Annotated in this window: 20 protein-coding genes; 10 read left to right on the plus strand and 10 right to left on the minus strand. The window is 47.1% G+C overall.

The features are described from left to right. Nucleotides 1-136: 136 nt before the first annotated feature. A complete protein-coding gene (locus tag QUA71_RS16405; RefSeq protein ID WP_333286514.1) occupies nt 137-3,316 on the plus strand; it encodes a tetratricopeptide repeat protein in 3,180 nt (1,059 codons plus the stop codon). Between the two features lie 263 nt (nt 3,317-3,579). On the opposite strand, the gene acsF is transcribed toward QUA71_RS16405, so the two are convergent. Continuing rightward, entirely contained in the window at nt 3,580-4,656 is a 1,077-nt protein-coding gene (acsF, locus tag QUA71_RS16410; protein ID WP_190738830.1) for a magnesium-protoporphyrin IX monomethyl ester (oxidative) cyclase, read from the minus strand. Between the two features lie 404 nt (nt 4,657-5,060). Here acsF and QUA71_RS16415 point away from each other — a divergent pair, with 404 nt between their 5' ends. Beyond that, on the plus strand, nt 5,061-5,537 hold the full coding sequence (locus QUA71_RS16415; RefSeq protein WP_190656634.1) for a TM2 domain-containing protein: 477 nt from the start codon (nt 5,061-5,063) through the stop codon (nt 5,535-5,537). Nucleotides 5,538-5,717: 180 nt separating this feature from the next. Beyond that, on the plus strand, nt 5,718-5,891 hold the full coding sequence (gene rpmF / locus QUA71_RS16420; protein WP_006632406.1) for a 50S ribosomal protein L32: 174 nt from the start codon (nt 5,718-5,720) through the stop codon (nt 5,889-5,891). A 42-nt stretch (nt 5,892-5,933) separates the two neighbouring features. Here rpmF and queA read toward each other — a convergent pair whose 3' ends face one another. Continuing rightward, nucleotides 5,934-7,073 carry a tRNA preQ1(34) S-adenosylmethionine ribosyltransferase-isomerase QueA gene (queA, locus tag QUA71_RS16425; RefSeq protein WP_333286516.1) on the minus strand — a complete coding sequence of 380 codons (1,140 nt, stop codon included), beginning with the start codon at nt 7,071-7,073 and terminating at the stop codon, nt 5,934-5,936. Between the two features lie 148 nt (nt 7,074-7,221). Between queA and QUA71_RS16430 the strand changes: the two genes are divergently transcribed. Next, a complete protein-coding gene (locus QUA71_RS16430) occupies nt 7,222-7,611 on the plus strand; it encodes a hypothetical protein (RefSeq protein WP_006632408.1) in 390 nt (129 codons plus the stop codon). A 198-nt stretch (nt 7,612-7,809) separates the two neighbouring features. On the opposite strand, the gene QUA71_RS16435 is transcribed toward QUA71_RS16430, so the two are convergent. Next, nucleotides 7,810-8,379 (minus strand): YraN family protein, encoded by a 570-nt coding sequence (locus QUA71_RS16435; RefSeq protein WP_333286518.1) that lies wholly within the window; start codon nt 8,377-8,379, stop codon nt 7,810-7,812. A 14-nt stretch (nt 8,380-8,393) separates the two neighbouring features. Here QUA71_RS16435 and QUA71_RS16440 point away from each other — a divergent pair, with 14 nt between their 5' ends. Beyond that, nucleotides 8,394-8,918, plus strand: a complete 525-nt coding sequence (locus QUA71_RS16440) for a pentapeptide repeat-containing protein (RefSeq protein WP_333286520.1) — start codon at nt 8,394-8,396, stop codon at nt 8,916-8,918. Between the two features lie 157 nt (nt 8,919-9,075). Here the strand turns inward: QUA71_RS16440 and dnaG are convergent, their stop codons facing one another. Next, nucleotides 9,076-11,094, minus strand: coding sequence for a DNA primase (dnaG, locus tag QUA71_RS16445; protein ID WP_333286521.1), 2,019 nt, complete (start codon nt 11,092-11,094; stop codon nt 9,076-9,078). 419 nt (nt 11,095-11,513) lie between these two features. Here dnaG and QUA71_RS16450 point away from each other — a divergent pair, with 419 nt between their 5' ends. Next, nucleotides 11,514-12,455, plus strand: a complete 942-nt coding sequence (locus tag QUA71_RS16450; protein ID WP_333286523.1) for an NAD-dependent epimerase/dehydratase family protein — start codon at nt 11,514-11,516, stop codon at nt 12,453-12,455. A gap of 462 nt (nt 12,456-12,917) precedes the next feature. Beyond that, complete coding sequence (locus QUA71_RS16455; protein WP_333286525.1) at nt 12,918-15,014, plus strand: tetratricopeptide repeat protein; 2,097 nt, start codon at nt 12,918-12,920, stop codon at nt 15,012-15,014. Nucleotides 15,015-15,098: 84 nt separating this feature from the next. On the opposite strand, the gene QUA71_RS16460 is transcribed toward QUA71_RS16455, so the two are convergent. Further along, nucleotides 15,099-15,836: a hypothetical protein gene (locus tag QUA71_RS16460; protein ID WP_333286527.1), complete on the minus strand. Its 738-nt coding sequence runs from the start codon at nt 15,834-15,836 to the stop codon at nt 15,099-15,101. Further along, the gene (locus QUA71_RS16465) at nt 15,833-16,159 is read right to left on the minus strand and encodes an MgPME-cyclase complex family protein (protein ID WP_190656658.1); all 327 of its coding nucleotides are present in this window, start codon (nt 16,157-16,159) and stop codon (nt 15,833-15,835) included. The genes QUA71_RS16460 and QUA71_RS16465 overlap by 4 nt, the downstream gene beginning before the upstream one ends. 114 nt (nt 16,160-16,273) lie before the next feature. Here QUA71_RS16465 and QUA71_RS16470 point away from each other — a divergent pair, with 114 nt between their 5' ends. Both QUA71_RS16470 and QUA71_RS16475 read left to right on the plus strand, forming a co-directional pair. Beyond that, a complete protein-coding gene (locus QUA71_RS16470) occupies nt 16,274-16,480 on the plus strand; it encodes a hypothetical protein (protein WP_333286530.1) in 207 nt (68 codons plus the stop codon). A 381-nt stretch (nt 16,481-16,861) separates the two neighbouring features. Next, nucleotides 16,862-18,070: a glycosyltransferase gene (locus tag QUA71_RS16475; protein WP_333286532.1), complete on the plus strand. Its 1,209-nt coding sequence runs from the start codon at nt 16,862-16,864 to the stop codon at nt 18,068-18,070. A gap of 253 nt (nt 18,071-18,323) precedes the next feature. Here QUA71_RS16475 and QUA71_RS16480 read toward each other — a convergent pair whose 3' ends face one another. From QUA71_RS16480 to QUA71_RS16490, 3 genes are all read right to left on the minus strand, one after another. Further along, complete coding sequence (locus QUA71_RS16480) at nt 18,324-19,232, minus strand: MoxR family ATPase (protein WP_333286534.1); 909 nt, start codon at nt 19,230-19,232, stop codon at nt 18,324-18,326. A 163-nt stretch (nt 19,233-19,395) separates the two neighbouring features. Further along, a complete protein-coding gene (locus tag QUA71_RS16485) occupies nt 19,396-20,610 on the minus strand; it encodes a bifunctional riboflavin kinase/FAD synthetase (RefSeq protein WP_333286536.1) in 1,215 nt (404 codons plus the stop codon). A gap of 243 nt (nt 20,611-20,853) precedes the next feature. Further along, nucleotides 20,854-21,756, minus strand: a complete 903-nt coding sequence (locus QUA71_RS16490; protein ID WP_333286538.1) for an MBL fold metallo-hydrolase — start codon at nt 21,754-21,756, stop codon at nt 20,854-20,856. A gap of 1,122 nt (nt 21,757-22,878) precedes the next feature. Here QUA71_RS16490 and QUA71_RS16495 point away from each other — a divergent pair. Next, a complete protein-coding gene (locus QUA71_RS16495; protein ID WP_333286540.1) occupies nt 22,879-23,811 on the plus strand; it encodes a hypothetical protein in 933 nt (310 codons plus the stop codon). Here QUA71_RS16495 and QUA71_RS16500 read toward each other — a convergent pair. Continuing rightward, nucleotides 23,779-24,393, minus strand: a complete 615-nt coding sequence (locus QUA71_RS16500; protein ID WP_333286542.1) for a hypothetical protein — start codon at nt 24,391-24,393, stop codon at nt 23,779-23,781. The genes QUA71_RS16495 and QUA71_RS16500 overlap by 33 nt on opposite strands. Nucleotides 24,394-24,547: the final 154 nt, after the last annotated feature.

Consider the following 24,547-nt stretch of genomic DNA (forward strand, 5'->3'; position numbering starts at 1 on the left):
CGGCACTACGTGCCGCGGCGGGTGCGATGGCACAATATGCCCCCGATGTAACCGGCACGCAGTCTGGGAAAGCGCACCTGACAAGCTGCGATCGACTATGATAGCGGTTAACCAGGTCTTGTTTGAGCAGGTGTTTATGAATCTCAGGCTGTGGGTTTGGGGGATCGCTGTAGGTGCGAGTATCCTGCTAGGAGTCCCGGCGGTAGCTGCACCCAGTGTTATAAAAATTAGCCAAGGGGTATCGCAGCAGGGAGGGGGAAACCCGGCGGCGGATGCTCAAAGAGCCTTGACAGAAGGGGATCAACTTTACCAGCAGGGGACGGCGGAATCTTTAAGAAAAGCGATCGCCAAGTTTGAAGAACTATTAAAGCTGTATCGGCAAGCGGGCGATCGCGCTGGGGAGGCTACCACCCTCCACAGCATCGGCAAAGTATACTCAGATTTGGGAGAAAAACAGAAAGCGCTAGAGTATTACAGCCAGTCCCTTAGCGTGAGTCGGGCAATAGGCGATCGTTCAGGGGAAGCTGTCACCCTCACCAACATCGGCAGAGTCTACTCAGTTTTAGGAGAAAAACAGAAAGCCCTAGACTATTACAATCAGTCCCTTTCTTTGAGCCGGGTAATAGGCGATCGCCAAAAAGAAGCCTACAACCTTCTAGGTATTGGCATGATCTACGCAGAATTTGGAGAACAGCAGAAAGCGCTAGAGTATTACAATCAGTCCTTTTCTTTGAGCCAGGAAATAGGCGATCGCCGTTGGCAAGCTTTCACCTCGATCGTCGTTGGCAATGTCTATTCAGGTTTGGGAGAGAAACAGAAAGCCCTAGATTATTACAACCAATCTCTTCCCCTCAGTCGAGAAATAGGCGATCGCTCTGTTGAAGCCTTCGCCCTGATTTGTGCTGGTAGAGTCTACTCAGAATTGGGAGAGAAACAAACAGCCTTAGACTCTTACAACCAGTCCCTTAAATTGTTCCGGGCTATAGGTGAACGCGAACAAGAAGCTCGTACCCTTAACTACATAGGTATTGTCTATTCAGATTTGGGAGAAAAACAGAAAGCCCTAGAGCATTACGGCCAGTCTCTTCCCCTCAGCCAAGCTGTGGGCGATCGCTCTGGGCAAGCTGTTACTCTAATCAGCATTGGCCATGTCTACTCAGAATTGGGAGACCAACAGAAAGCTTTAGAGTATTACAGCCAGTCCCTTGCAATTTTCCAGACTCTAGGCGATCGCTCCTCAGCAGCAACCACTCTCACCAGCATTGGCATTGCCTACTCAGAATTAGGAGACAAAGAGAAAGCCTTAGAATATTTTAACCAATCCCTTATCCTCAAGCGAATAGTAGGCGATCGCTCTGGAGAAGCTCGCACCCTCACTGGCATTGGTAACATATACGCAGAATTAGAAGACCAACAAAAAGCCCTAAACTATTACAATCAGTCTCTTTCTTTGAGCCGGGAAGCAAGCGATCGCCAAAGAGAAGCCTACAGCCTTATAGGTATCGGCAGGAGCTACGCAGAATTAGGAAACAAAGAGAAAGCATTAGAGTATTTCAATCAATCCCTTCCTCTGAGTCAAGCCACCCTCGATCGCTCCTTAGAAGCTCTTACCCTCTATAGTATTGCTACTATCAAACGTGACTCTGGTAATCTTAACGAAGCTCTAACTGAGATTGAAGCCTCCCTCAAAATTATTGAAAGCCTCCGCACCAAAATTGCCAGCCCAGAACTCCGCACCTCATACTTTGCCACCGTACAAAACTATTACCAGTTCTACATTGACCTGTTAATGCAACTGCACAAAACGCAACCCAAATCTGGTTATGATACCAAAGCCTTTGAAGCCAGCGAACGTTCCCGCGCCCGCAGTCTCCTCGAACTTCTGCAAGAAGCAAATGCCGATATTCGCCAAAGTGTCGCCCCTGAATTATTGCAGCGAGAACGCAGTGTGCAACAGCAACTCGATGCCCTTGAAAAACGGCGCGTCGAAGTTCTCAATCGCCCCAACTACACTCCCACCCAAGAAGCAGAATTAAAACAACAACGGCAAACTTTAATCGCACAATATCAGGACATTCAAACACAAATCCGCGCTACTAGCCCCCGGTACGCAGCCCTCACCCAACCGCAACCTCTAACGCTTGCACAAATTCAACAACAAATCATCGATGAGAATACAATTTTACTCCAGTATTCTCTAGGGAAAGAGCGCAGCTATCTCTGGGCTGTCACCAAAACCAGCATCACCACTTATGAATTACCAAAAGCTGCCTACATCGAGACAACTGCCAGAAAATTCCGCGATGCTGTCACAGCTCCAAGTTCCCGAAACAGCCCCAATCAAATCGCCCAAGCCAACGATGCTATCAGTCAAATTATCTTACAGCCAGTTGCTGCCCAACTCGGTCAAAAGCGCCTGCTGATTGTTGGCGATGGCATTCTCAATTACCTCCCCTTTGCTGCCCTTTCCCTCCCGGGAAAATCTGGTGAAAATGGCAATCCGCCTTTAATAGTAGACCATGAAATCGTGCTGCTGCCTTCCGCTTCCACCTTGGGAATCTTAAGACAAAACTACAATGACAGACAACCTCCTACTCGGACTTTAGCGATTCTCGCCGATCCAGTTTTTAGCCCGGAAGATGAACGAGTCAAAAACCAGTCAACCGCCACCAATCTGCAAGCAATAGAATCAGTAAATCTGGGTTTAAGCCGCTCTGGTCGCGACAATAACTTACAGTTGAGCCGTTTAAACTTCACTCGCCAAGAAGCTCAAATCATTCAAGCGTTAATTCCTTCCAATTTTCGCACCGAATCTTTGGATTTTGAAGCCAGCCGCGCCGTCGCAACCAGTCAGAACTTAAGCCAATATAAAATCATTCATTTTGCCACTCACGGTTTAGCGAATAGCACTAACCCGGAACTATCGGGACTCATCTTGTCACTGGTAGATGAAAAGGGCAATCCCTTAAACGGATTCCTGCGACTTACTGATATTTTCAATCTCAAATTAGCAGCAGATTTAGTCGTGTTAAGTGCCTGTCAAACCGGAATGGGGCAGAACATTCAAGGCGAGGGCATGGTAGGATTAACACGGGGATTTATGTATGCAGGGGCTCAGCGAGTGGTGGTGAGTTTGTGGAGTGTGGACGATGAAGGAACGGCTAAGTTAATGTCTAGTTTCTATCAGGGAATGCTGCAAAAAGGGTTAACGCCAGCAGCAGCATTGAGGGCGGCACAACTGGAAATGTGGAAGCACGAAGAGTGGCGTTCTCCTTATTATTGGGCGGCTTTTACCCTTCAGGGCGAATGGCGATAAATTTTATGAAAAACCGTTATGATATCAAGTCCGATTAATTGCTGATAAAACCTATACGGGCATCGGGCATCGGGCTTGCCATGAACAACAGCCAACAGCCAACAGTCAACTGTCTTCCTTCTTCCTTCTTCCTTCTTCCTTCGTGTCCTTCGCGTCTTCGCGGTTCAATAATACTAATTCTTCGGCCCCGAAAGGAGCAATTATAAAAAAAAGCGGCTCCGCTTGTCGCAGAACCGCCGTCACAGAGGATGAAAAATCAAAACTTAACGCACAGCGCCCTGTACTGAAGGTGATTCAATTGTTTTCATGAAGTACAGCTTCACTAATTGCCAGCCGTTCGACAAATACAAAGGCAATTTTTGGAAGAACTGCAAGAATTTCGGAGTATTAGAAGCAACAATTGCAGTCAACTGCTGATTGTTCTTGAGGCAAATATCCAGCCGTTCATAAAATTCTGGATTGTTCACGTCCAGCATGACGGGGAATACGCGGCCTGCTGTTTCGTTGGTCTTTTTAATCACTTCAATGTCGTATTCCCGAGCATCGAGACCGAGCGATCGATAAAAACCGGCGCGCTGGATATCATTGAGATACATTGTCGCGAACACCGACAGCAAGAAGAAACGGCACCAAAGCTTAGCGCGCCAATCGTTCAACATCTGAGGCTGAGCTCTCATCACCGCATCAAAGAAATCTCCGTGGCGGTTTTCATCTTGGCACCAATTTTCAAAGAATCGGAAAATCGGATAAATCTGGTCTTCAGGATGCGCTTTTAAGTGCTGGTAAATCGTGATGTAGCGCCAATAACCGATCTTTTCAGACAAGTAAGTCGCGTAGAAAATAAACTTCGGCTTAAAGAATGTGTAACTGCGGCTCTTTGTCAAGAAACCCAAATCCAGGGACAAATTAAAGTCCGAGAGAGCTTTGTTAAGGAATCCGGCGTGCCGCGCTTCGTCCCGCGACATCAGGTTGAAACCCTCGGCGAGCACTGGATTTTTGTCCTTGAGCCTGCGTCCCAATTCTTTGTAAAGCAAGAACCCAGAAAACTCAGCGGTGCATGAACGTTCTAGAAACTCAATGAACAACTGGCGTTTTTCGCCGTCAATGTGATCCCAAGATTGAGCGAACTCCTCATCCCGCACAAAGTGGTTTTTGTTGTAGTCAACGCGGAACTCTTGGATAATTGCTTCTAGTTCGGCTTCATTTACCGAGATGTCCATTTTGGCCATCTCGTCAAAGTCTGTTGTGTAAAATCTCGGCGTGAGAATAGTTTCTTTGGCTGGGGCTTTCACTCCCGGCCGCAGTTCTTCAAAAGTGGGTTTTTTGAGGGAATCTACCATATTTTTATTGGATTTCTGCTTATAACTACTCGCTTGTTTCCATTGTCGGGTACTGCGGGCGATCGCGCTCGTGTATGTCCGGCCAGCGCTGGCGGCGCGCTTGCTTTGGCGCTCGGTTTGGCGCTCCCTGTGGAATCCAGGTCTAAGCTGCTGTAATTTCCACGCCCTCCAGTTTACCAAGCTCTCGCCCGCGCAAATATGTTGCTGGCGTTAAGAATTGCTACGCAAAATTACTCATGGGCTTCCAGACAGAAGGTATTGGGAAACCAAATTCTGCCTTTTGTCAGTTTATTAGGCTACCACACAAATAAATTCCCATGTCAAGCTGTTTAAACACCGCATAGAAAGTACAAAATGTATAGAGGGACTCCAATTCTAGAATAATCAGGCAGGACGGTCAGAAAATGAGCAATTTAGGTGTTAGTTACCTTTTATGGGCAGCTTGTTTTTTCGGCCCCTTCGGACTCCACCGCCTCTACAACGGCAAAATTGGTACGGGTTTGCTGTGGCTGTTTACCTTTGGTTTGTTTGGGTTTGGGCAATTGTTTGACTTGCTGCTGCTGCCGAACATGGTGGACGAACACCATGCCAGTCTCAGGGGCAAACTCGGCGTATCTCGCGAAGGTATACCGCTATATCCCAGCAGCGGGGCGATCGCCGCGACATACCCCAAGCCAACTCCAGACCAGTTAGGGGTTAAACTCCTGAAGGCAGCTTATACCAAGAACGGAAGATTATCTGTCACCCAAGGGGTGATGGCAACCGGCGCTACTTTTGCCGAAGTGGAAGAGGCTTTCACGGCAATGCTCAAAACCGGTTATGTGAGTATCGAGAACGATGCCGTAACTGGCGTCGTGATCTACCACTTTCACGAACTTTAGCTGCTGCGGGTGCGTTACCTAGGGGATTTTGTCTATTTTTCCAGAAGCTAATCGCTGACGCACCCTACTACTTGATATTGCTTACCGAGCAGTTGTTGCGGTTTTTCGAGTAAGCATTGCCGACAAAATCGGCTAGAATGTTTGTTTGTCTCTATAAGCAAGCAGAAAGTATTTAGCGTCATGGCAGTCCCTAAGAAGAAAACCTCCAAATCCAAGAAGAATATGCGTAAGGCCACATGGAAGCGCAAAGCTGTAGTGGCAGCTCAGAAAGCTCTGTCTCTGGGCAAATCAGTTCTGACTGGGCGTTCCAACAGCTTCGTGTATCCCGGCAATGAAGAAGAGGAGGAAGAATAGAAACGGAATACCGGGCATAGGGCGAACCCGATGCCCGATCGATCAATCCTTTTTTGCTGTTGGTAAAATCAGCATGGCATCGCCAAAGGAATAAAAGCGGTACTGTTGCTCGATCGCTTCTCGGTACAAATCCAACAGCCGAGGCCTTCCAATCATCGCACTTATCATCATCATCAAAGTAGAGCGGGGCAAGTGAAAATTGGTAATCATCCCCTCTACAACCCGCCACTTGTAGCCCGGGTAGATAAACAAATTGGTCGGGCCGCAAAAAGGTTGCAAGGAAAAATCGCCACTGGCGGCGGCCGCTCCCTCTAAAGCTCGCACTGCTGTGGTACCCACGGCAATGATCCGCCCGCCTCTGGCTTGAGTTTCCCGGATTTTCTCAACGGTGACGGGGGGTACTTCCACCCATTCCCCGTGCATTTTGTGAGCCGTCACGTCTGCCACCTCCACGGGGCGAAACGTCCCTACTCCGACGTGTAAGGTGACAAAAGTTTTTTCTATTCCCCGCTGTTCCAAGCGGCTGAACAATTCTTCGGTGAAGTGCAGGCCTGCTGTGGGGGCAGCCACGGCCCCAAGCCTCTCGGCATAAACAGTCTGGTACTGTTCCGCTGAAGCTTGGGAATTTTCGATGTAGGGCGGCAGGGGTATGTGGCCGTATTCGTCCAAAAACTTCGCCAGATTCTCATCTGTGGGGATGTCAAACTCTAACAGCCGTCCCCCTGTTGCGTCGTCCCTCTCTATAACTGTTGCAGTCAATCGACGACGATGCGGCATCGTGGCATCGGGAAGGCAACAGCAAGAAGCTGTGGTCGAGTCCTCACAGGCACGGGCGATGGGCTCAAACTCAATTTTTGCTCCCAACTTTAAGCGTTTCCCCGGTTTAACCAAAGCCAGCCAACAGTTGTGCTGCCGTTCTTCCATCAACAATATCTCCACAGCCGGGCCGTTGGGTTTGTGCCCGTAGAGCCTCGCTGGCAGCACGCGGGTGTTGTTCAGTACCAGCAAGTCGCCTGGTTGCAGCAAATCGGGTAAATCCCTAAAAATCCGGTGTTGGTGGCTGCTGGGAGAATCTACAGCCAGCAAGCGAGAACTGTCCCTCGGCACTACGGGATTTTGGGCAATGCGTGAGGGCGGAAGTTCGTAGTCGTAGCCGTCCAAAGACCAGTCCATCTCTGTCATCAAGTGAATTCCTGTGCGATCGATCTGTCAACTGGGTAACAAATTGGGTAAAAACCCCCATCCAAAGTCGGGTGCTTTTCCCCTTGTGGTCGCGGGTATAGCCCGCGAGGATAGAGGTGTAGCATCAGCTTTGCTCATAAGGATCGTTATGGAATACCTCTACTACATCGCCAATACTAGCCTTACTCTGAGAGTCGTGGATTACCTACGCACGGCTCATCATCTTCCTTTGCAATTTATCACTGTTATTCACCAAATTGACGGCTGGGTGGTAAAGGTGAAAATGAGCCAATATTTAACTCCAGAAATGCACGGGGATTTTCGGGCTTTTATGAACGAACTCGGGATTCCTTACGATCCTGAAATTCGCTTGCAAATGGCGCTTTGGAGCTTGGAAACCGGACAGTCGCCGCTTAGCGTGATGCGCCGCTACCAGGTGGCAGTGGTTTGTCACGGCAGCCCTGACCGCAAAGAAATTGAAGCGTTTCGCCAGCAGTTTGTCAAGGGTCTGGGATATTGCCCGGAAACTCTCGCCTAGATTGCTACGCATATAAATTAACTGTGATGACAGAACAGGAGAGGGAGAGAAGGAGAAAGCGGGAGAAGATTTAACGCTTTTTTCAGATCCGTTAAAGCTCAAGAGAGAAATGCGCGACAGCCTAGGCAAGTTAATAATTAAAAATTACCTAGTGGCATTGCTTTGAGATTTTACCCTCTAAATTTTAATTATATATTTTTAATTGCTAAAAGCCGAGCGAATGTATTCTTGCAGGGTGAGTCGGTAGTTTCCTGCAACGGCGGATTGAGGGTTCGCTGCTGTTAATGGTGGTAATATTTGGTTAGTGTTTTTTTGTGAAGGTTCGCACCTGACTAAAGCGACATCAAAGCGACAATAATTATTGGCTAAATCTGGATAAGTGCTTAAAAATATTTCTGCTGTTTGCCAAAGTTTGGCTTGTTTTGTGGTAGTAACAGCCAACATTCCACCAGCATCCCAATTTCCCCGGCGGCGAGTTTTTACCTCTACAAATGCTAATGTTCGGGATGTGTGATTGGGAAGACCTCGGTTTTTTGCGCTTTCTTCATCTCTTCCGAGTGCGATGATGTCAATCTCTCCCCAGCGACAGTGCCACTGCCGGTGCAGGATTTCCCAACCTTGCTGCTGCAACCAGTCGGCGACTAAGTTTTCTCCCAATGTGCCGATATCCCGAGAGTTTGGGGATTGGCGGCAATTGGAGTCAGCCGTCGCTAACGGGCGATCGCGCTTTCTGGTAGAATTCAATTCTGAACTGTCACGACTGCCCATTAGCTTGAACTTGTATGATGATTTCTCGAATTCGCCAACATCGCAAAAATATTTATACTTTCTTGCTGAGTTTTGTTATTTTAGCAGTAATTGCCGCTGGGGCGATCGGTATTAATCCCGCACCTGCTTTCGCTTTGGATCACGACAAAGAAATCCTAGTCGGCGCTGATTTTACTGGCCAAGTTCTGACTGACGACAGTTTTAATAAAGCCAATCTTCGCAATAGCAATTTTACTAATGCAGATTTGCGCGGCGTCAGCTTTTTTGCTGCCAATATGGAAGAAGCAAATTTAGAAGGCGCTAATTTCACGGGTGCTACTTTAGATTTGGCTCGCATGATGAAAGCGAATTTAACTAATGCTATCCTTGAGGGTGCTTTCGCTTACAATACCAGACTCGAAGGAGCAGTCATTGACGGTGCAGATTTTACTGATACACTGCTGCGAGACGATATGATAGAAAAACTTTGTAAAGTGGCAAAAGGTACTAATCCCGTGACGGGTAGAGATACTCGCGAAACTCTTTTTTGCGATTATTAAAAGGGTCGTTGGATAAAGGAATAAAGTCCTTAGTACAAACAGGATTGTAGTAAGGACTTTATTACTTATATCAGTTAAAAAAATGTAACTGCAGGCAAGCTTCCAACCTATATCGAAGGAGTCATCCCCAATCTACAATCTAAAATCTAAAAGGGTATTAGCCCCAAGGCACAGATGTTAAATCGTAAAAATTAACTTGACGCAGCCGCTCTAATTCCTTGAGCCATTCTTGTTCGGCACAGAATAGTTGGTGATACTCTATAGCCTCTTCGCCACTGCTAGCGGCCTTGGCTTTTTCCCACATATTGAGTGCAATTCGGCGGCGCTTCATGCTGATAATTTGCTCGATACAGGCGAGGGCAGATCTAATGACTAGAGGTGCGCGATAAACGTTTCTTTCTGAGAACTCATTTAAGTGAAATAAATGCGAGATTTGATTTAGTTGATTGGGATATTCAATGAAGCTATCTTGCAATTTCAAGATTAACTCTGAAGGCGCTACTTGTAAAGACATTTTGTGCAATATTTCTGAATTCACAATCTGGTGCCACAAAAATCTGTGGTGAGAAAGGCTAAACTGCAGATCTCTAGCTTCTATTGCTTCTCTGACATCTTGGCGATATTCGGGACAGTGCAAATAAATCTGCAATAATTGCGCTTCTGCTTCTTCTAAAAGACTGCGGGCTACGGCAGATAAGGTGGATTGTGAGTTTTTGTTTTCGCCGGTTGCACGCTGCTTTTTATATTGTTTGTTCGGCTTCAGCTTGTTTCTAATTAACAGGGGCATTGTTAAAGATTCGTCTTGACTCTGCCGCTTTGCCCAATCGCTGACTACTTGATTGAGCAAGTTTTCAGCGATCATTTTTGTGAGTCTAAAATCTCCTTTACTGAGAATCTCGGCGCACTTTTGCAGGTAATGTGCTAGCTGATTGTCGTCAGTGATATTGGTTAATAAATTAATGATTTTTTTTGTGACTTGCTGGGAAGTATCGGCTTGCTTCAAATCTTGATTGACGAGCATTTGTTGCAATTGCCAGTCTAGCCACAACGGAGCATTTTCCAGCAATTCTCGATATTGTTCTGGGGAGTAAGTTTTGAGATATTCGTCGGCATCTTTGCCGTCGGGAATGTTGAGTACCCGCAGTTGCACTTCTCCTTGATAAGCGAGTTTTTCTATTTCTCCAATTGCGCGTTCTGCAGCTTGAGTTCCTGCTTTGTCGGCGTCGAAGTTGAGGATAATTTGTTTGGAGTCAGTGTACCGCAATAACTGCCGCACTTGGTTTAAACTTAAGGCTGTGCCGAGGGAAGCGACGGCGTTGGAGATGCCGGCGGCGTGAAGTGCGATCGCATCAAAGTACCCCTCTACAACCACTGCGCGATCGGCTTTGCTAATGGCTGTTTTCGCTGTATCTAAGGCGAATAAAGTTTTGCCTTTGTCGAACAGTTCTGTTTCGGGAGAATTGAGGTATTTCGGCTGTTCGTCGCCGAGAGCTCTGCCGCCGAAACCGATGACTCTGCCTTGGGTGTCGCGAATGGGAATCATAATGCGATTGCGGAAGCGATCGTAATAACCGCTGCCGCCATTTTTTCGGGGTACAATTAATCCAGCTTGTTCTACTAATTGCGCCGGATAGTTTTTCTGTTCTACTAAATAACTGTAAAGTGCTTCCCAACCTTGGGGTGCATAACCTAATTGAAATTGTTGGATAGTTTCTTCGCTGAGCTGGCGCTCTGATTTGAGATATGCTAACGGTTCTTCTCCTTGGGTTTGCCGCAAAGCGTGTTCGTAAAAGTTGGCTGTTAGTGCTGAGATTTCATAGAGTTGTTCCCTCAGAGAAATTTGGCGCTGCAATTCTTGTCGGTGTTCTGGTTCGACAGTTTTGACGGGAACTTGATAATTTTTAGCTAATTCTAATACTACTTCGCTGAAAGGGCGTTTCTCCAATTCCATGAGGAACTTAAAAGCATTGCCGCCTGCACCGCAGCCGAAACAATAATACATTTGTTTGCCGGGACTGACTGTAAAGCTGGGAGATTTTTCGTCGTGAAAAGGACACAAACCTACAAATTCTTTGCCGCGTTTTCGCAACACGACGCGGCCGGAAATGACATCTACTATGTCGGCTCTTTGTTTAACTTCTTCGATTGTTTCTGGATGCAGCCGAGGAACTTGCATAGGGCGATTTTAGGGAAATTGAAAGTATAGCGGAAGGAAGAAGGAAGTTCGGCAACGGATTCTGTAACGGATGTAACGGATGTAACGGATGTAACGGATGTCAGGAAGAAGGAAGAAGTAAAAAGACCCTTCAGCTTGGCGATAGGATAAACAGAAGGAAGAAGGAAGAAAAGCTAGGGTTTTAGCAAGTGAGAAAGTGTGAATCGTCCTAGGGATTGCTATATGTTTATTGGGAGCGATCGCACTTTAGTAAAGCACAAAACTGACTTTCAGGACTTGCACATAAAAACTCAATCGTTCCGGTTTTTTGTACCAGGGCTGCTCGCTGTTAATATGTGTTTTCTTAAAAAAACGGTTTCTCCGTAAGGCATAACTTTATTGTAAGATATTTACACTAACTGTAAGGAGCATCGAAAATAATGCGAATTTTAATGATGGGCGGTACTCGGTTTATCGGGGTTTATCTTACTAAGATTTTAGCAGCACAAGGGCATGAAGTGGTGTTGTTTAACCGGGGCAACAAGCCGGTACCAGTTGCGGGCGTAAAACAGATTCAGGGCGATCGCACTAATGTCGAACAACTGCAAGAAAAGTTATCGACGGTCGAGTTTGACGCTGTTTTTGACAACAACGGTCGCGAACTCAGCGATACAAAGCCTTTAGCTGAAATATTTAAAGGGCGGGTGCAGCACTTTGTTTACATGAGCTCTGCGGGGGTTTATTTGAAGTCGGATCAAATGCCTCATATCGAAGGGGACGCTACCGATCCTAAAAGCCGGCACTTGGGTAAATGCGAAACCGAAAATTACTTGGCCGCATCGGGTTTGCCTTGGACTTCGATTCGCCCGACTTACATTTACGGCCCCCAAAATTATAACGATTTAGAGGCTTGGTTTTTCGATCGCATTGTGCGCGATCGACCGATTCCGATTCCCGGTAACGGAATGCACTTCACCCAGTTAGGGCACTGTCAGGATTTGGCTAAAGCAATGGCGGCGGTTTTGGGCAACTCTAGGGCGATCGGGCAAATTTACAACGTTTCGGGCGATCGATTTGTCACCTTTGACGGTTTAGCCCGCGCCTGCATTCAAGCTGCAGGCCAATCCCCTGATGCTATTAAGATTGTACACTACGATCCGAAACAATTTGACTTCGGCAAAAAGAAAGCTTTTCCGATGCGATTGCAGCACTTTTTTGCTTCAGTTAATAAAGCTGTCACCGATCTTAACTGGCAGCCGGAATTTGACTTACTTTCTGGATTGAAAGATTCTTTTCAGAATGATTATGTAGTTTCGGGGCGGGACAAAGCTGAGATAGATTTTTCAGTCGATGATGAAATTTTGAAATCGGTTCAAAGTTAAGTTAGAGTGGGAGCATCCCCATGCCAGCAAAAATCTAGAACCCCACCCTAACCCTCCCCTTACTAAGGGGAGGGAACAAGAAAGAAAGCAAACAGACTGTCACAGTAAAGTTCGCACCGCGCACCTTACATCAAAACCAAAGATAGCTACTTAAAGGCGATCGCAAAACTCAACAATGACACGTCTGTTTTAATTATTGAAATTCAAGTTCTAAATCGATCGGCATTAGACCAGCTAACTTTGTACAATACAGCAAAAACTAATGGAACTAAATTAATCATTGAAGAACTGCACAAGGGATTTCACCCTAAAATTGATTTTATTGAAATTCAAACTCCCCACTTGCGGTTCAACCCATTAAAAAATTTAGAGAGCCCATGTTAGAATTTTCAAATGCGGAAGATGTGACAGCTTGGTTGAAAGCTAATTCTCCAAACGATTAGGAAACATTAGGTGAATTTCATGCTTGGAATAACACTCGGCAATCGCTACAGTATTATCCGTCACTTGGGAGGCGGCGGATTTGCTCAAACTTATTTAGCTGAAGATAAGCAGCTACCAGGCAATCACCTCTGCGTCGTCAAGCAGCTTAAACCTCACGCAACAGATCCCGAAACTCTAAAGGTAGCAAGACGTTTATTCGATACTGAAGCACAAGTTTTGTACAAGTTGGGAAATCACGATCGCATTCCCCGACTTTTTGCTTACTTTGAAGAAAATCAAGAGTTTTATCTAGTTCAAGAATTTATAGAAGGTCACGATTTAAGTCAAGAAATTACGCCCGCTTCTCCGGGAAATGCGGGAGTCATGCAGGAAGAGCAAGTCATTTGTATATTGCAAGAAATTCTCGAAATTTTAGACTTTGTACACCAGCAAAATGTGATTCACCGCGATGTCAATCCCCGTAATATTCTCCGCCGAGATAGAGACGAAAAATTAGTTTTAATTGACTTCGGCGCAGTCAAAGAAATTACTACTCAAATCACCACTCCTCAGCCCAAGAATAGCTTGAGTGTGAGCATCGGTACTCCCGGTTATATGCCCAGCGAACAAGCTCACGGCAACCCGAAACTCAGCAGCGATATCTATGCCGCAGGTGCGATCGCAATTCAGTTCCTCACTGGCATAAATCCTCACCAAATGCCAAAAAACCCCGATACAGAGGAAATTATATGGCAGGACAAAACATCAGTCAGTCCTGAATTTGCGAAGATTTTAGACAAGATGGTAAAGTACGATTTTCGGCAACGTTATTCTAGTGCCGGCGAAACGCTGCAAGCTATTAAAGAATTGAAAAATTCTTTCAGCGGTACAGTTCCTGTATGGCCTCCGGTTGCTGCTGCGAAGGGGCCTGTAAAATCCCGAAAAAAACTGTATTTAAAAATATTGTCGATCGCCAGTTTAATTGGCATCAGTATTATAGCATCTATTTATGGTGTAAACACTTTTAATTCTGCCAATGCAACTGACCTCTACAACCGAGGCAATACTCTTTACAATTTAAGTCGATTTGAAGAAGCTCTGGCCGCTTACGAGGGAGCTATAAATCTCAGACCGGACTACGCGGAAGTTTGGCAGGAAAAGGCCAAAACTTTATATGAATTGAAAAAATACCAAGAATCGCAGTCAGCTTATGATAAAGCCATAGAATTAAAGCCGGAATACTTGGAAGCTTGGACGGGACGCGGTTATGCTTTGGATAAGTTGCAACAACCTCAAGAGGCGATCGCCTCTTTTGATAACGCTTTGAAAATCCAGCCCGACTATGCCGCAGCCTGGGAAGGTAGAGGCGATGTTCTATTAGATTCGCAGCGGTACGAAGAAGCGATCGCTTCCTACGAAAAAGCCGTAGAATTTCAGCCTAACTTGTACCGTGCTTGGTACAATCGCGGACAAGCTTACCAAAAATTAAAACAGTACGATCGAGCCGTCGAATCCTATCAAAAAGCAGTTGAAATCAAATTCGACAATTATGAAGCTTGGTACAATTTAGGCAATGTTTTCCTAGAAGTGAACAAAAATCAAGAAGCTTTTGAAGCCTACGAAAAAGCCGTGCGGTTTCAGCCAAAATTTTATCAAGCCTGGTACAGTAAAGGCATCGCTTTGCTGAAAATGCGGAGGCCTGAAGAAGCGGTAGAAGCTTACGAAAAAGCTGTTAAATTAAAACCGGATTATTATCAAGCGTGGTACAATTTAGGTTGGTCATATCACGAATTACGCAAGTACGAACAAGCAATTGAGTGTTACAACAGAGCCTTAGACTTAAACCCGAAAGAATATCAAGCGTGGTACAATAGAGGCAATGCCCAGTACAATTTGAAACGGTATGAAGATGCGATCGTCTCTTACAATGAAGCCGTTTATGTTAAGCAAGATTACTCCGAAGCCTGGTATAGTCGCGGCAATGCACTTGTGGCGGTAAAAAGATACGAAGATGCGATCGCCTCCTATGACAAAGCAATTCGCTACAAACCGGATTACGGAGCGGCAATGGAAGCAAAAAAGCGGGCAGAAAGTCAGCTAGGAAGCAGCCCGCTAGAATCCCAACCACAACAATAATTGTTATTAGTCCCCCTCTGCTAGGACGAGAGGCAAGTGTAGTAGCGATTTCACGATCCGAACGATCGTGGGGTAGGTTATCTTTTAGCGAACAGCGGGAGCAATTACGGTAACTCGGCGGCTGTCTACTAACATCGGCCAAAAACCTCGATCGCTCAATGCTTTTACAGCAGCAGTAGCGGCGTTTTGATCCGTTGTATAAGCAACGAATAAAAAGGGACGCTGGCCGTAGGAAGCTAAGCCTACTTGCGTGCCTAATGCTTGCCTGACTTGGGCAGCTAATTCCGGTTGGTTGAAGTAATCTACTAACACTGCATAACCAGGGCCCAGGGGTTGGGGATTGAAGGCAAGATTGCCCGTTGAAGGATTGGTGATTGGTTCAGAACCTGGTGCTGGCTGAGGGTTGTAGACTGGCAAATTTTGGGGTAGTGCCGCTGCGGGCGATCGTACTACGTAAGCTTGCAATCCGACAACATCTTCGATGTATTTAACCCAATCGCTGGCGATTTGCGAGTCCCGAAAGCCGCCAACTCGCGTCACCGTGTCGTTGATGTACCGACAAACTGTGTTGTTAGTATTTCCGGGGAAAGAGCGTTTTGCTCTTTCTTGCTGTTCGGGTGTTGGGGTGACAATTAACAGTAGATATTCATCGGACTGGGGCGGTTGGCAGCTCGACTGAGCTTTAACAGAACTCGATAAAATTGTCAATACCAAAAGGGCGATCGAAGTAGCAGAAAATAGGGGGAGGGACAAAATATATTTGTACAATTTACCCCTAATTGTTGTTAGTTTTGTTGTCGAATATTTGGCTACTTTTTTCATGCGGGCTGTAGGGATGCGAGGGCATCGGGAATAGTTGGTGATGGTGCTTGAAATTCACCTGTCAGTACATATTCTAATCGCAGTTTCAACCAGGTGATGAAGACAGGATCGGTAGAAATAATAGCGGCGGCTGGCTGAGGGCATTTTGCTTTAACTTCTGCCATTGTTGGTGCTTCTAGGAAAGCCGGCTGTTTGACCAACCAGAAGTCTATTTGTTTTTCTTGTTCGTTGTAGTTGCGAGTTCTTTCTTTAAACACTTCATCTAGGGCTTCTTCTTCTAGCAAAAAGCGTTGGCTGGCTAAAACGTAGTAGTAGGTTTGCATTTTTCTCGGTTGTTAGAGGTTGACGGTTAGTGGTTAATGCCGCCTGTACCGGCCAGTTTTGCTGGTCAGGGGCGGGTTTGCCTAGTTGCGGTCGTTCGAGAGTTCTAGACTCTTGTGCCGTTTACTTTACCTTATTTGCTGTCATCTTGGGTAGATGCAGAGCAAGTCGCCTCAGAAAAATTGTTGGTGGTGAGAGTTGGGGGAGTTGTGAGAGTTGCGAGAGTTGCTGGTTTTTTGGGGATTTGGGCGATTATTTTTCGGGCTGGTGATTTTCGGGGAAATTTAGGTGACAATAGGAAATTAGATGGAATTGCAGGTTGAATAATTACCAATTATTGAGGCAATCTGGGGCTGTTAAACCTGATTGAGAGTGATTGGCAGATGAAAACACTTCGGACAGTTTTTGATTGCGAACCCTAAAAAAAGGCTTTCATGGTGATCAATGTGCTCGCGGGAAAATCAGGGGTTTGTGGCTACTACCTAAAAACTGTCCTAACTATTGTATTAAAAATGTAAAATGTGTGGATTGATTTCCTCTCGCCGGAATAGCCATCGCCCCGCTGGCACTTCCCCCATCCACCAAAAGCGATCGCCCTCCACCCGTGATCCAATAAGCTCAACAAATCAGCTAAATTTGTTGCCCACCTATTGCAGCCAAAGGCTAAACTAATCTAAGCTTTACCATAAAATTTTCTCCCCTTCATGAACATCGCTTATTTAGTCAACCAATATCCCAAAGTCAGCCACAGCTTTGTCCGCAGAGAAGTGCTAGCCGTTGAAAATTGCGGCATGAAAGTCGCACGTTATTCCATCCGATCCTGCGAGTCTGAACTCGTTGATGGGGCCGACAAACTAGAGCAAGAAGTGACTAAAGTAATCTTAGGAGTTGGTGTACAGGGGTTAGCGTGGGGTTTGCTGCGCGTTGCCGCAACTAGACCCATTCGATTCATCGAAGCTGTGCGGTTAATGTTCAAAGTTGGCTGGCACTCGGAACGGGGGATTTTGCTGCATCTAGCTTATTTAGCAGAAGCTTGCATTCTTTTAAATTGGTTTGCAGAATCCGGTACAGCACACGTTCACGCTCACTTCGGGACAAATTCGACAACAGTCGCAATGCTGTGCCGCGTGCTTGGCGGCCCCACTTACAGTTTCACCGTTCACGGCCCTGAAGAATTTGATAAAGCGACACTTCTTTCTTTAGACGAAAAAATTAAACGATCGACCTTTGTAGCCGCAGTTAGTTCCTTCGGTAAAAGTCAGCTTTTTCGGTGGTGCGATCGCACTTTTTGGTCAAAAATTCACGTCATACACTGCGGCGTAGATGCTGCATTTTTAGCTGCACCTTACGTCCCCATACCCGCAGCACCCCGCTTAGCTTGTATTGGGCGGCTCAGCGAACAAAAAGGTCATTTGTTATTGCTAGAAGCTGCTAACTTGCTAGCAGTTCAAGGCTTAGAGTTTAAGTTGGTACTGGTAGGAGACGGGCCGCTGCGATCGGATATTGAAAAGCAGATTCTGCAACTCGGCCTGCAAAATCATATAGAAATTACCGGCTGGGCCAGTGGCGATCGAGTTCAACAAGAGATTTTAGCTTCACGGGCAATGGTATTGCCGAGTTTTGCTGAAGGTTTGCCCGTCGTAATTATGGAAGCCCTCGCTCTCAATCGGCCCGTAATTAGCACTTATGTTGCTGGCATCCCCGAGCTCGTAGAACCCGGTGTTTGCGGTTGGTTAGTTCCTCCCGGTTCCGCAGAAGCATTAGCGGTAGCGATGCGCGCGGTATTGGAAGCACCTTTAGAAAAGCTAGAACAAATGGGGAAAACAGGAGCCGAGAGAGTTGCTCAACAACACAATGTTGATTTAGAGGCCAAAAAATTAGTCGCGCTGTTTGAGAGTGCTATTAAGCCGTGATTAAAAAAGTAGTAAGGCAATGCTGTTTCCCTACCCCAAAATAATCATTAGACCCCCTCGGATGTAACTCTCGCCCTATTAATGGTAGGGAAACGGCAGTGCCGTTTCCTGACTGTGGGTAATATTAATTCCGATGCCACCGGATTTGATATAACAAGGGCGAGCATGATGCCTATCCCATAATAAAATTCATTCTTTGTGGAACAGGCATCTTGCCTGTTTGTTTAATTAAAACGACCTACTTACAAAGTTTTTAAGGAATAGGAACAGACCGCAATAATCGATCGACAATTGCCTTAGCCCTCCTTCCGCCCGCCGGAATCAAACGGTGAGACAGTACGTGCGGCGCCACATACTTAACATCATCATCAGTAGCAAAATCCCGGCCCTCCATAAATGCCAAAGCCTGGGACGCCCGGTGCAAAGCCACCGCACCCCGGGGACTCACCCCGAGAGTAATCTCCTCATCTTCCCGCGTCGATCGCACCAAATCTACAATATACTGTTTCAACGAGCCTTCCACCTTCACAGCAGCGCACAACCGACGCAATTCCTGCACTTCTTCCAAAGAAATACAAGGCTGCAAATCTTCAACAGCAAAAGTATCAGAAAGCCGTTCCAACATTTGCAACTCTTCCAACGCAGCGGGATACCCCAAAGTCAAAGACAAAGTAAACCGATCCATCTGGGCTTCCGGTAGCGGAAAAGTGCCTTGATATTCGATCGGGTTCTGAGTCGCAATCACAAAAAACGGCGTCGGAACATTCCGAGAAACTCCATCTACTGTCACCTGCTTTTCTTCCATTACCTCCAGCAAAGCTGACTGAGTTCGCGGCGTCGCCCGATTGATTTCATCGGCAAGCAAAACATTAGCAAAAACTGGCCCGGGCAAAAACTCAAACTCTCCGCTGCGCGGATTCCAAATATTAGTACCGGTGATATCCGTCGGCAACAAATCGGGAGTACACTGAATCCGCTGAAACTTCCCATCGAGCGATCGCGCCAAAGACTTCGCCAGCAGCGTTTTTCCCACACCCGGCACGTCTTCCAGCAGCGCGTGCCCCCCCGAAAGCACGGCTACCAGCACCAAGCGAATAGCATCCGCTTTGCCGACCATAGTTTTGCCTAGATTTTGTTTGAGTCGCTCAATATGTTGTCTCATATCCCTGATTGCTAATTGCTAATTGCTAATTGTGGATCAAACATCAAATTGCCAAAATCTTGAGTCTTTGCCTTGCGGACTGCGGATTTGTACAACTAGAATTTAGTCTGACTCATCTTGCACCATTTTTAAAACCGATCGCCCGTTCTAGATCACATAATTATTAGACTTTAGCAGTTAATACGCTTCTAGCAATATCGCAATCTGCCTGAATTTGAGTTTTGAGAGCATCCAGAGAAGCGAATTTTTGTTCGGGTCGCAAAAACTCTACCAAACTCGCACTCAAGGTTTGACCGTACAAATCCCCAGACCAATCTAACAGGTGAACTTCCACAGTGGGTTGCAGGCCGTCTACCGTCGGGCGGCAGCCAACATTCATCACCCCATTGACAAAAGATAAATTTGATGCTGCGCCGGGAATTAGAGATTTGGGATTTTCCCGCTGATAGGAAGAACTTTCCTCTTTCATCTTTTCCCATCCATGCTTCAGCGAGACTCGCACCGCGTAAACGCCAAAACGTGGCAAAAATTTTTCCGGCGGCAGTTCGATATTAGCAGTAGGAAATCCGATCGTCCTGCCCAGCCGCTGTCCGCCAACCACAGATCCCACCAAACTGTAAGGTCGCCCCAGCAACTGATTCGCTCTTCTGAGGTCGCCGGATGCCAGACCTTCGCGGATTGCAGAACTGCTGATCCGATCGCCCTCACCGCAATTGTGCAGGGGTACAAGAGCAACATCAATACCGTAACCCGACGCGATCGACTGTAAATCCACAGCCGTTCCAGCGCGTCCCCGTCCAAACCGAAAATCAACCCCCACACTAATTCGACTCGCTTTTAGTTGCCGCACCAAAATTTCCTCGACAAACTCACAAGCAGTCAAAGCCGCCAATTCTCGATCGAACGGCAGCAGCACAAGTTGCTCGACGCCCATTGCTGCGAGCAATTCTACCTTTTCTGCCAGAGGTGTCAGCAGTTTTTTCTGTTGACCCGTAAAGAATTCTTGCGGGTGGGGATCGAATGTCACCACAGTGCCGTAAAGCCGATCGACCCCATCAGAATCGCGACCAGAGAAGCTGTTGCCCTCTGCCTTGGGGCCTATCAAACCATCGAAATTATGGCTGCTGCCAGCTCGATCGGGCGGTGCTGCTGAGTCGTTGTAGCAGGTCGCCGGAGGTTCGCTTTCCAAATTTTCATCTCTGCCAGCGTTGGAGCGCAAGTTTGGCCCCGACGCAAGAATCGTCGCAGAATTTTGCTCAGGCGATCGATTTAAAATTGGCTGCACGACTTGTCGATGCCCTAGGTGCAAACCATCAAAGTTTCCCAAGGCAACAGAAGTAGGAGTCAGAGCAGCGGTACAAGAAGAAGTTACCCACACGCTTAAAATTTTGACATACTTAGCCAGATTGCGATCGCCAGTCGATGTTAGATTTTAGATTTTAGATTTTAGAATTGACTCCCCAGAAAAATCTGGAAGCTCGAACTAGGGTCTAAACTTTTTGGTTTTCCACGACAGGAGTACGTGGCACGGTATCCGTCCTTGAGTGAGGTCAGCCCTCGCTTAAATTTCAGATTTCACAGATCATCGAGATTTCAGAACCATCTGACAAGCTCAAATCCCTCAGACAGACACTTGAGGCGCTTGCACCGACGCTTCAGACAAATCGTTATCAGGAGGCAGCAATTGTAACGACAAACCTTCCCGCGCCATCAAACTATTCGGGAACCTTTGAGCCACTTGTTCTCCCACCCTGTCTAAAAACTCGTCATTGTGCAGCGGGTCGTGGTGAAAAATCACCAACTTTTTGACATTAGCAGCCTTTGCCACCTTCACCGCTTCCTGCCAAGTCGAATGTCCCCAGCCGACCTTGCTGCTTTTCTCCGCATAATACTCCTCATCGGTATAAGTAGCGTCGTAGATCAGCACGTCAGCATCCTGAGCCAAATACACCACATTTTCGTCTAAACGATCGGGAAAATGTTCGGTATCAGTCACATAAGCAGCCGAATACCCCCGCCAGTTGACGCGGTAGCCTATAGCTTCCCCCGGATGGTTCAGCAAAGCAGTTTCCACCTTAATCTCTCCGAGTTCCAGCGGTTGGCCCACTTCTATATCGTTAAATTTCAGATCTGCCCCCATAATTTGCAGGGGCACCGGAAAATTGGGGTGCAGCATCTGGTCGTGGAGCCGCTGCTGGATAGTAGCCTTATTAGGAGCAATAGCCCCATAGATGTGAAAACAATTGCCCGGAATAAAAGCTGGGACAAAAAATGGGAATCCTTGAATGTGATCCCAGTGAGAGTGCGTAAAAAACATATGAGCTTTTACGGGCATCTGGGAAAGGAGAGTTTGTCCCAAAACCCGCAATCCAGTACCACCATCGAAAATTAGGCGACTGTCACCCACTCGCATTTCTACACAGGGCGTGTTGCCCCCGTAACGTACTGTTTCTGCCCCGGGAGACGCTATGCTACCTCTAACGCCCCAGAAGTGAACCGTGAATTGGTTTTGCATACTAGACATGGGTTTTCTTGCAAGATTGTTCCGGCGAGTTATCGGTAAGGTGTTTACATATTAGTCAGGGCTTTACCATCAAACCCAAGTTCTTTGACGGTCGAGTTCCCCACTTGTTGGAAGTGCCCAGAGTCTCGCTCATCGCGAGAATGCAAAACTGTTGGGCTTGACAACTGAGCAATAAATTACAAGGTAGACTAATCAAGTCTCGATCGTAACTATTCTTTTCCTCTCTCCACTAGCCTAACCTTCGCAGACACACTTTGGGGCCGAAGTTCTGTATGAGTTTGGTCAAAAGCCGCTGTTTTTCCAGCCTCCGCACTTGCCGAACACGATCGCGCGGTCGGTTGCTTGCCTTACTGCTTTACGGGTTTGAACCCGGATGAGGGCCTTCCTGCTATCTAGTCGGGTTGAGGGACAATAATATGCAGGTGGCGGGGCTGTTTTACCCCGAGATCTGGCCGATCTTGCCGATCGGGCGTAAAGGCGCCTCTACAATAATGACGGTTAATTTACCCGACTTGAGATGCTCCCGCCATTTAACCCCTGCCCAAGAGCATCAGGGACTCCTTTTTACCAGAACCCGGTTGAATTAACTCAACTCCCATTAATTCAAAAATCTTAGCAGTTTAAGAAGGCTTCTGCTATTAATTATCAACCAATACTGTCTGGATTCTCGACCCGCCCAGAGGCTGCGGTTCGTCCCGCTAGCGGTCAAGCTGAACCCAGCCTCATCTGACACTGCGGTAGCAGCGAGAGTCCGGGCCTGGGGGCAAAAGGCTAAATTTTCGTCGTGCATTTCTTGGCGGACGAACTGAATTACTCAAAATTCACCTATTTTCTGAGTGAAATTAAAAAAATTAGTTTTTTTGCTGCCATCAGGTTAACTCCGAGCGACCTTCTGTCTCAAGAGTGATGCAAAAATATTTGCTGTTAACCTGTCGTGCTTTTCTCCAAAATCTTCAATAGCTCTATTTTTGGTAATGATTTCTTGGAATTGGGCGCCGTTGCGGTACTCGCCACGGGTTGAAATTTCCGGTATCATAGAGTCTTAGACTCTTGTTTGCCGAGAATCTAAATCAGTGCTAAAAACGCCTGGATAACTTTAAGTTATTTTTCAAAAAAGTCAGTATGAATCAAGTTAAAAAAACTACAACCAAGCTGAATAGATCGCCTGTGAAAGTGTCCGATCGCACTTTGGAACTCGGTAATCTCCCCTTGAGCGACCTGTCTGTAGAAATGACTGATGGTCAAGCTTTGAGCCAATTTAGTTCGGACGATCGCTCGCCGGGAACCCCAACAGCCACAGACCGGACTGCCGAAACAATGCGCCGGAGGGCAGAGGGCAAGAGCGAGTCGGCCCGATCGCCTGTGGTTTCTACTGCGTTTCTCAAGTGGCTGCTAGAGAGTTTGACTCGATCGAAAGGTTGGCTGGCAGTTGTCACGCTGGCAGGAGTTTGGGGGTTGTGGAACAGTGAGTTACTGTTTTCCACAGGCCTGGGGATAGCAGCGATGATGCTGGTTTACCGAGGGCAGTCGTGGGACTGGCAATTGCTGCGAGCAAAAGGCGAACAATTTTGGGAGGGCCCGAACCGCCGATTTGTTTTAGCGGTGGGTACGGGCGGCATTGCTACCTTGGGCGCTTACATGAGTTTTGCGATTTGGGCTGACTCCGAGAGCCACTGGATGGCTTTGAACCTGATTTTGCAGAATTTGGGCACGATCGCTATTGCAGGGCTGTTGCTGCGGCAAGGGTTGAGTCTGGGGGCCGCAAAAGATGAAGTGGCGCTCGATCGCATCTTGGCGGATTTGACTGATGCTGACCCCGTGAAGCGTTTAATTGCAGTGCGGCAAATGACCGATTTGGTGAATCGGGGTGGGTTTGGCCCTGTGAGCTCTGTCAAAAGTTCGATCGCCCGTTCCCGCGCTGCCGAGTGCTTTCGCCTGATGCTGAGTCGGGAACCAGAAGCTTTAGTCCGCAATGCCCTTCTCGAAGGTTTGCAGACTTGGGACGCTACTTATGGCTTTGCTCTAAAATCCAAAAATCAAGTCATCGACTACTAGCTGACCGTCAAAAGCGTAAAAAGTAATTCGATGAATATTCGGAGCTTTTACGCGCAGGGGAGCTCTAGGGGCGATCGGAGAATTAGACCCGACTAGATTGGGCGCCGGCATTTCATCCTGAACAATTGCGTTGCCGTCAATGTCACAAGCAGATAAAACAGTTCGTCGCGAACTGGTGACCAGTCCTGACACGCTGCGAACTGGATACTTAAAACTTACTTCTATCAGTCCGCTTTTGGGGGCCCCCATTAACACTGTTGCCGCAGATCCCGTAAAAAATGCTGGGTTTGAAGGTTGGATGGCGACGGCATTGCTAAAAGTCACCCCCCAATGTGCAAACTGATGTTCTACTACTTCAAAGCATTTCAAGTCTTCTAAAGCTACGCGGACTATCGCCGGTACCGTGGCGCGCGATCGCACCTCTGACCCTGCGCCTGAGCGTTCTGGAATGGCAACAAAAGACTTTTTGCCGTTTAAATCCATGCTTCGACAGGCTGTATCAAATTCTGCAAACCCGTCAGATAGAAGACTTTTCGCATCAACCATAAAACCCTCGCGATCCCGTTTCCTGAGCAGTTGCATTTTTAGTAGACCTCCCTGAGATTAGTTGTTTCTTGTGTTTTGGAATTGATAACGGCGAGGCCCGTGATTGCCAAACCTGCAATTAGGAATCGAAACCCCATCGCCCGCCCTCCAACAAAGACTTTCGACCTCAAAAGCCACTGCTCCGCAAAAT

Source organism: Microcoleus sp. MON1_C5 (assembly GCF_036701875.1).
Classification (GTDB): Bacteria; Cyanobacteriota; Cyanobacteriia; order Cyanobacteriales; family Microcoleaceae; genus Microcoleus.

Bases quoted from the DNA above. Each gene is read 5' to 3' on its own strand.
- QUA71_RS16450 (WP_333286523.1), top strand. From the start codon at position 11,514: ATGCGAATTTTAATGATGGGCGGTACTCGGTTTATCGGGGTTTATCTT.
- QUA71_RS16495 (WP_333286540.1), top strand. From the start codon at position 22,879: ATGAATCAAGTTAAAAAAACTACAACCAAGCTGAATAGATCGCCTGTG.
- dnaG (WP_333286521.1), bottom strand. From the start codon at position 11,094: ATGCAAGTTCCTCGGCTGCATCCAGAAACAATCGAAGAAGTTAAACAA.
- QUA71_RS16435 (WP_333286518.1), bottom strand. From the start codon at position 8,379: ATGGGCAGTCGTGACAGTTCAGAATTGAATTCTACCAGAAAGCGCGAT.
- rpmF (WP_006632406.1), top strand. From the start codon at position 5,718: ATGGCAGTCCCTAAGAAGAAAACCTCCAAATCCAAGAAGAATATGCGT.
- acsF (WP_190738830.1), bottom strand. From the start codon at position 4,656: ATGGTAGATTCCCTCAAAAAACCCACTTTTGAAGAACTGCGGCCGGGA.
- QUA71_RS16475 (WP_333286532.1), top strand. From the start codon at position 16,862: ATGAACATCGCTTATTTAGTCAACCAATATCCCAAAGTCAGCCACAGC.
- QUA71_RS16460 (WP_333286527.1), bottom strand. From the start codon at position 15,836: ATGAAAAAAGTAGCCAAATATTCGACAACAAAACTAACAACAATTAGG.
- QUA71_RS16465 (WP_190656658.1), bottom strand. From the start codon at position 16,159: ATGCAAACCTACTACTACGTTTTAGCCAGCCAACGCTTTTTGCTAGAA.
- QUA71_RS16490 (WP_333286538.1), bottom strand. From the start codon at position 21,756: ATGTCTAGTATGCAAAACCAATTCACGGTTCACTTCTGGGGCGTTAGA.
- QUA71_RS16455 (WP_333286525.1), top strand. From the start codon at position 12,918: ATGCTTGGAATAACACTCGGCAATCGCTACAGTATTATCCGTCACTTG.
- QUA71_RS16440 (WP_333286520.1), top strand. From the start codon at position 8,394: ATGATGATTTCTCGAATTCGCCAACATCGCAAAAATATTTATACTTTC.
- QUA71_RS16500 (WP_333286542.1), bottom strand. From the start codon at position 24,393: ATGCAACTGCTCAGGAAACGGGATCGCGAGGGTTTTATGGTTGATGCG.
- QUA71_RS16430 (WP_006632408.1), top strand. From the start codon at position 7,222: ATGGAATACCTCTACTACATCGCCAATACTAGCCTTACTCTGAGAGTC.
- queA (WP_333286516.1), bottom strand. From the start codon at position 7,073: ATGACAGAGATGGACTGGTCTTTGGACGGCTACGACTACGAACTTCCG.
- QUA71_RS16415 (WP_190656634.1), top strand. From the start codon at position 5,061: ATGAGCAATTTAGGTGTTAGTTACCTTTTATGGGCAGCTTGTTTTTTC.
- QUA71_RS16405 (WP_333286514.1), top strand. From the start codon at position 137: ATGAATCTCAGGCTGTGGGTTTGGGGGATCGCTGTAGGTGCGAGTATC.
- QUA71_RS16480 (WP_333286534.1), bottom strand. From the start codon at position 19,232: ATGAGACAACATATTGAGCGACTCAAACAAAATCTAGGCAAAACTATG.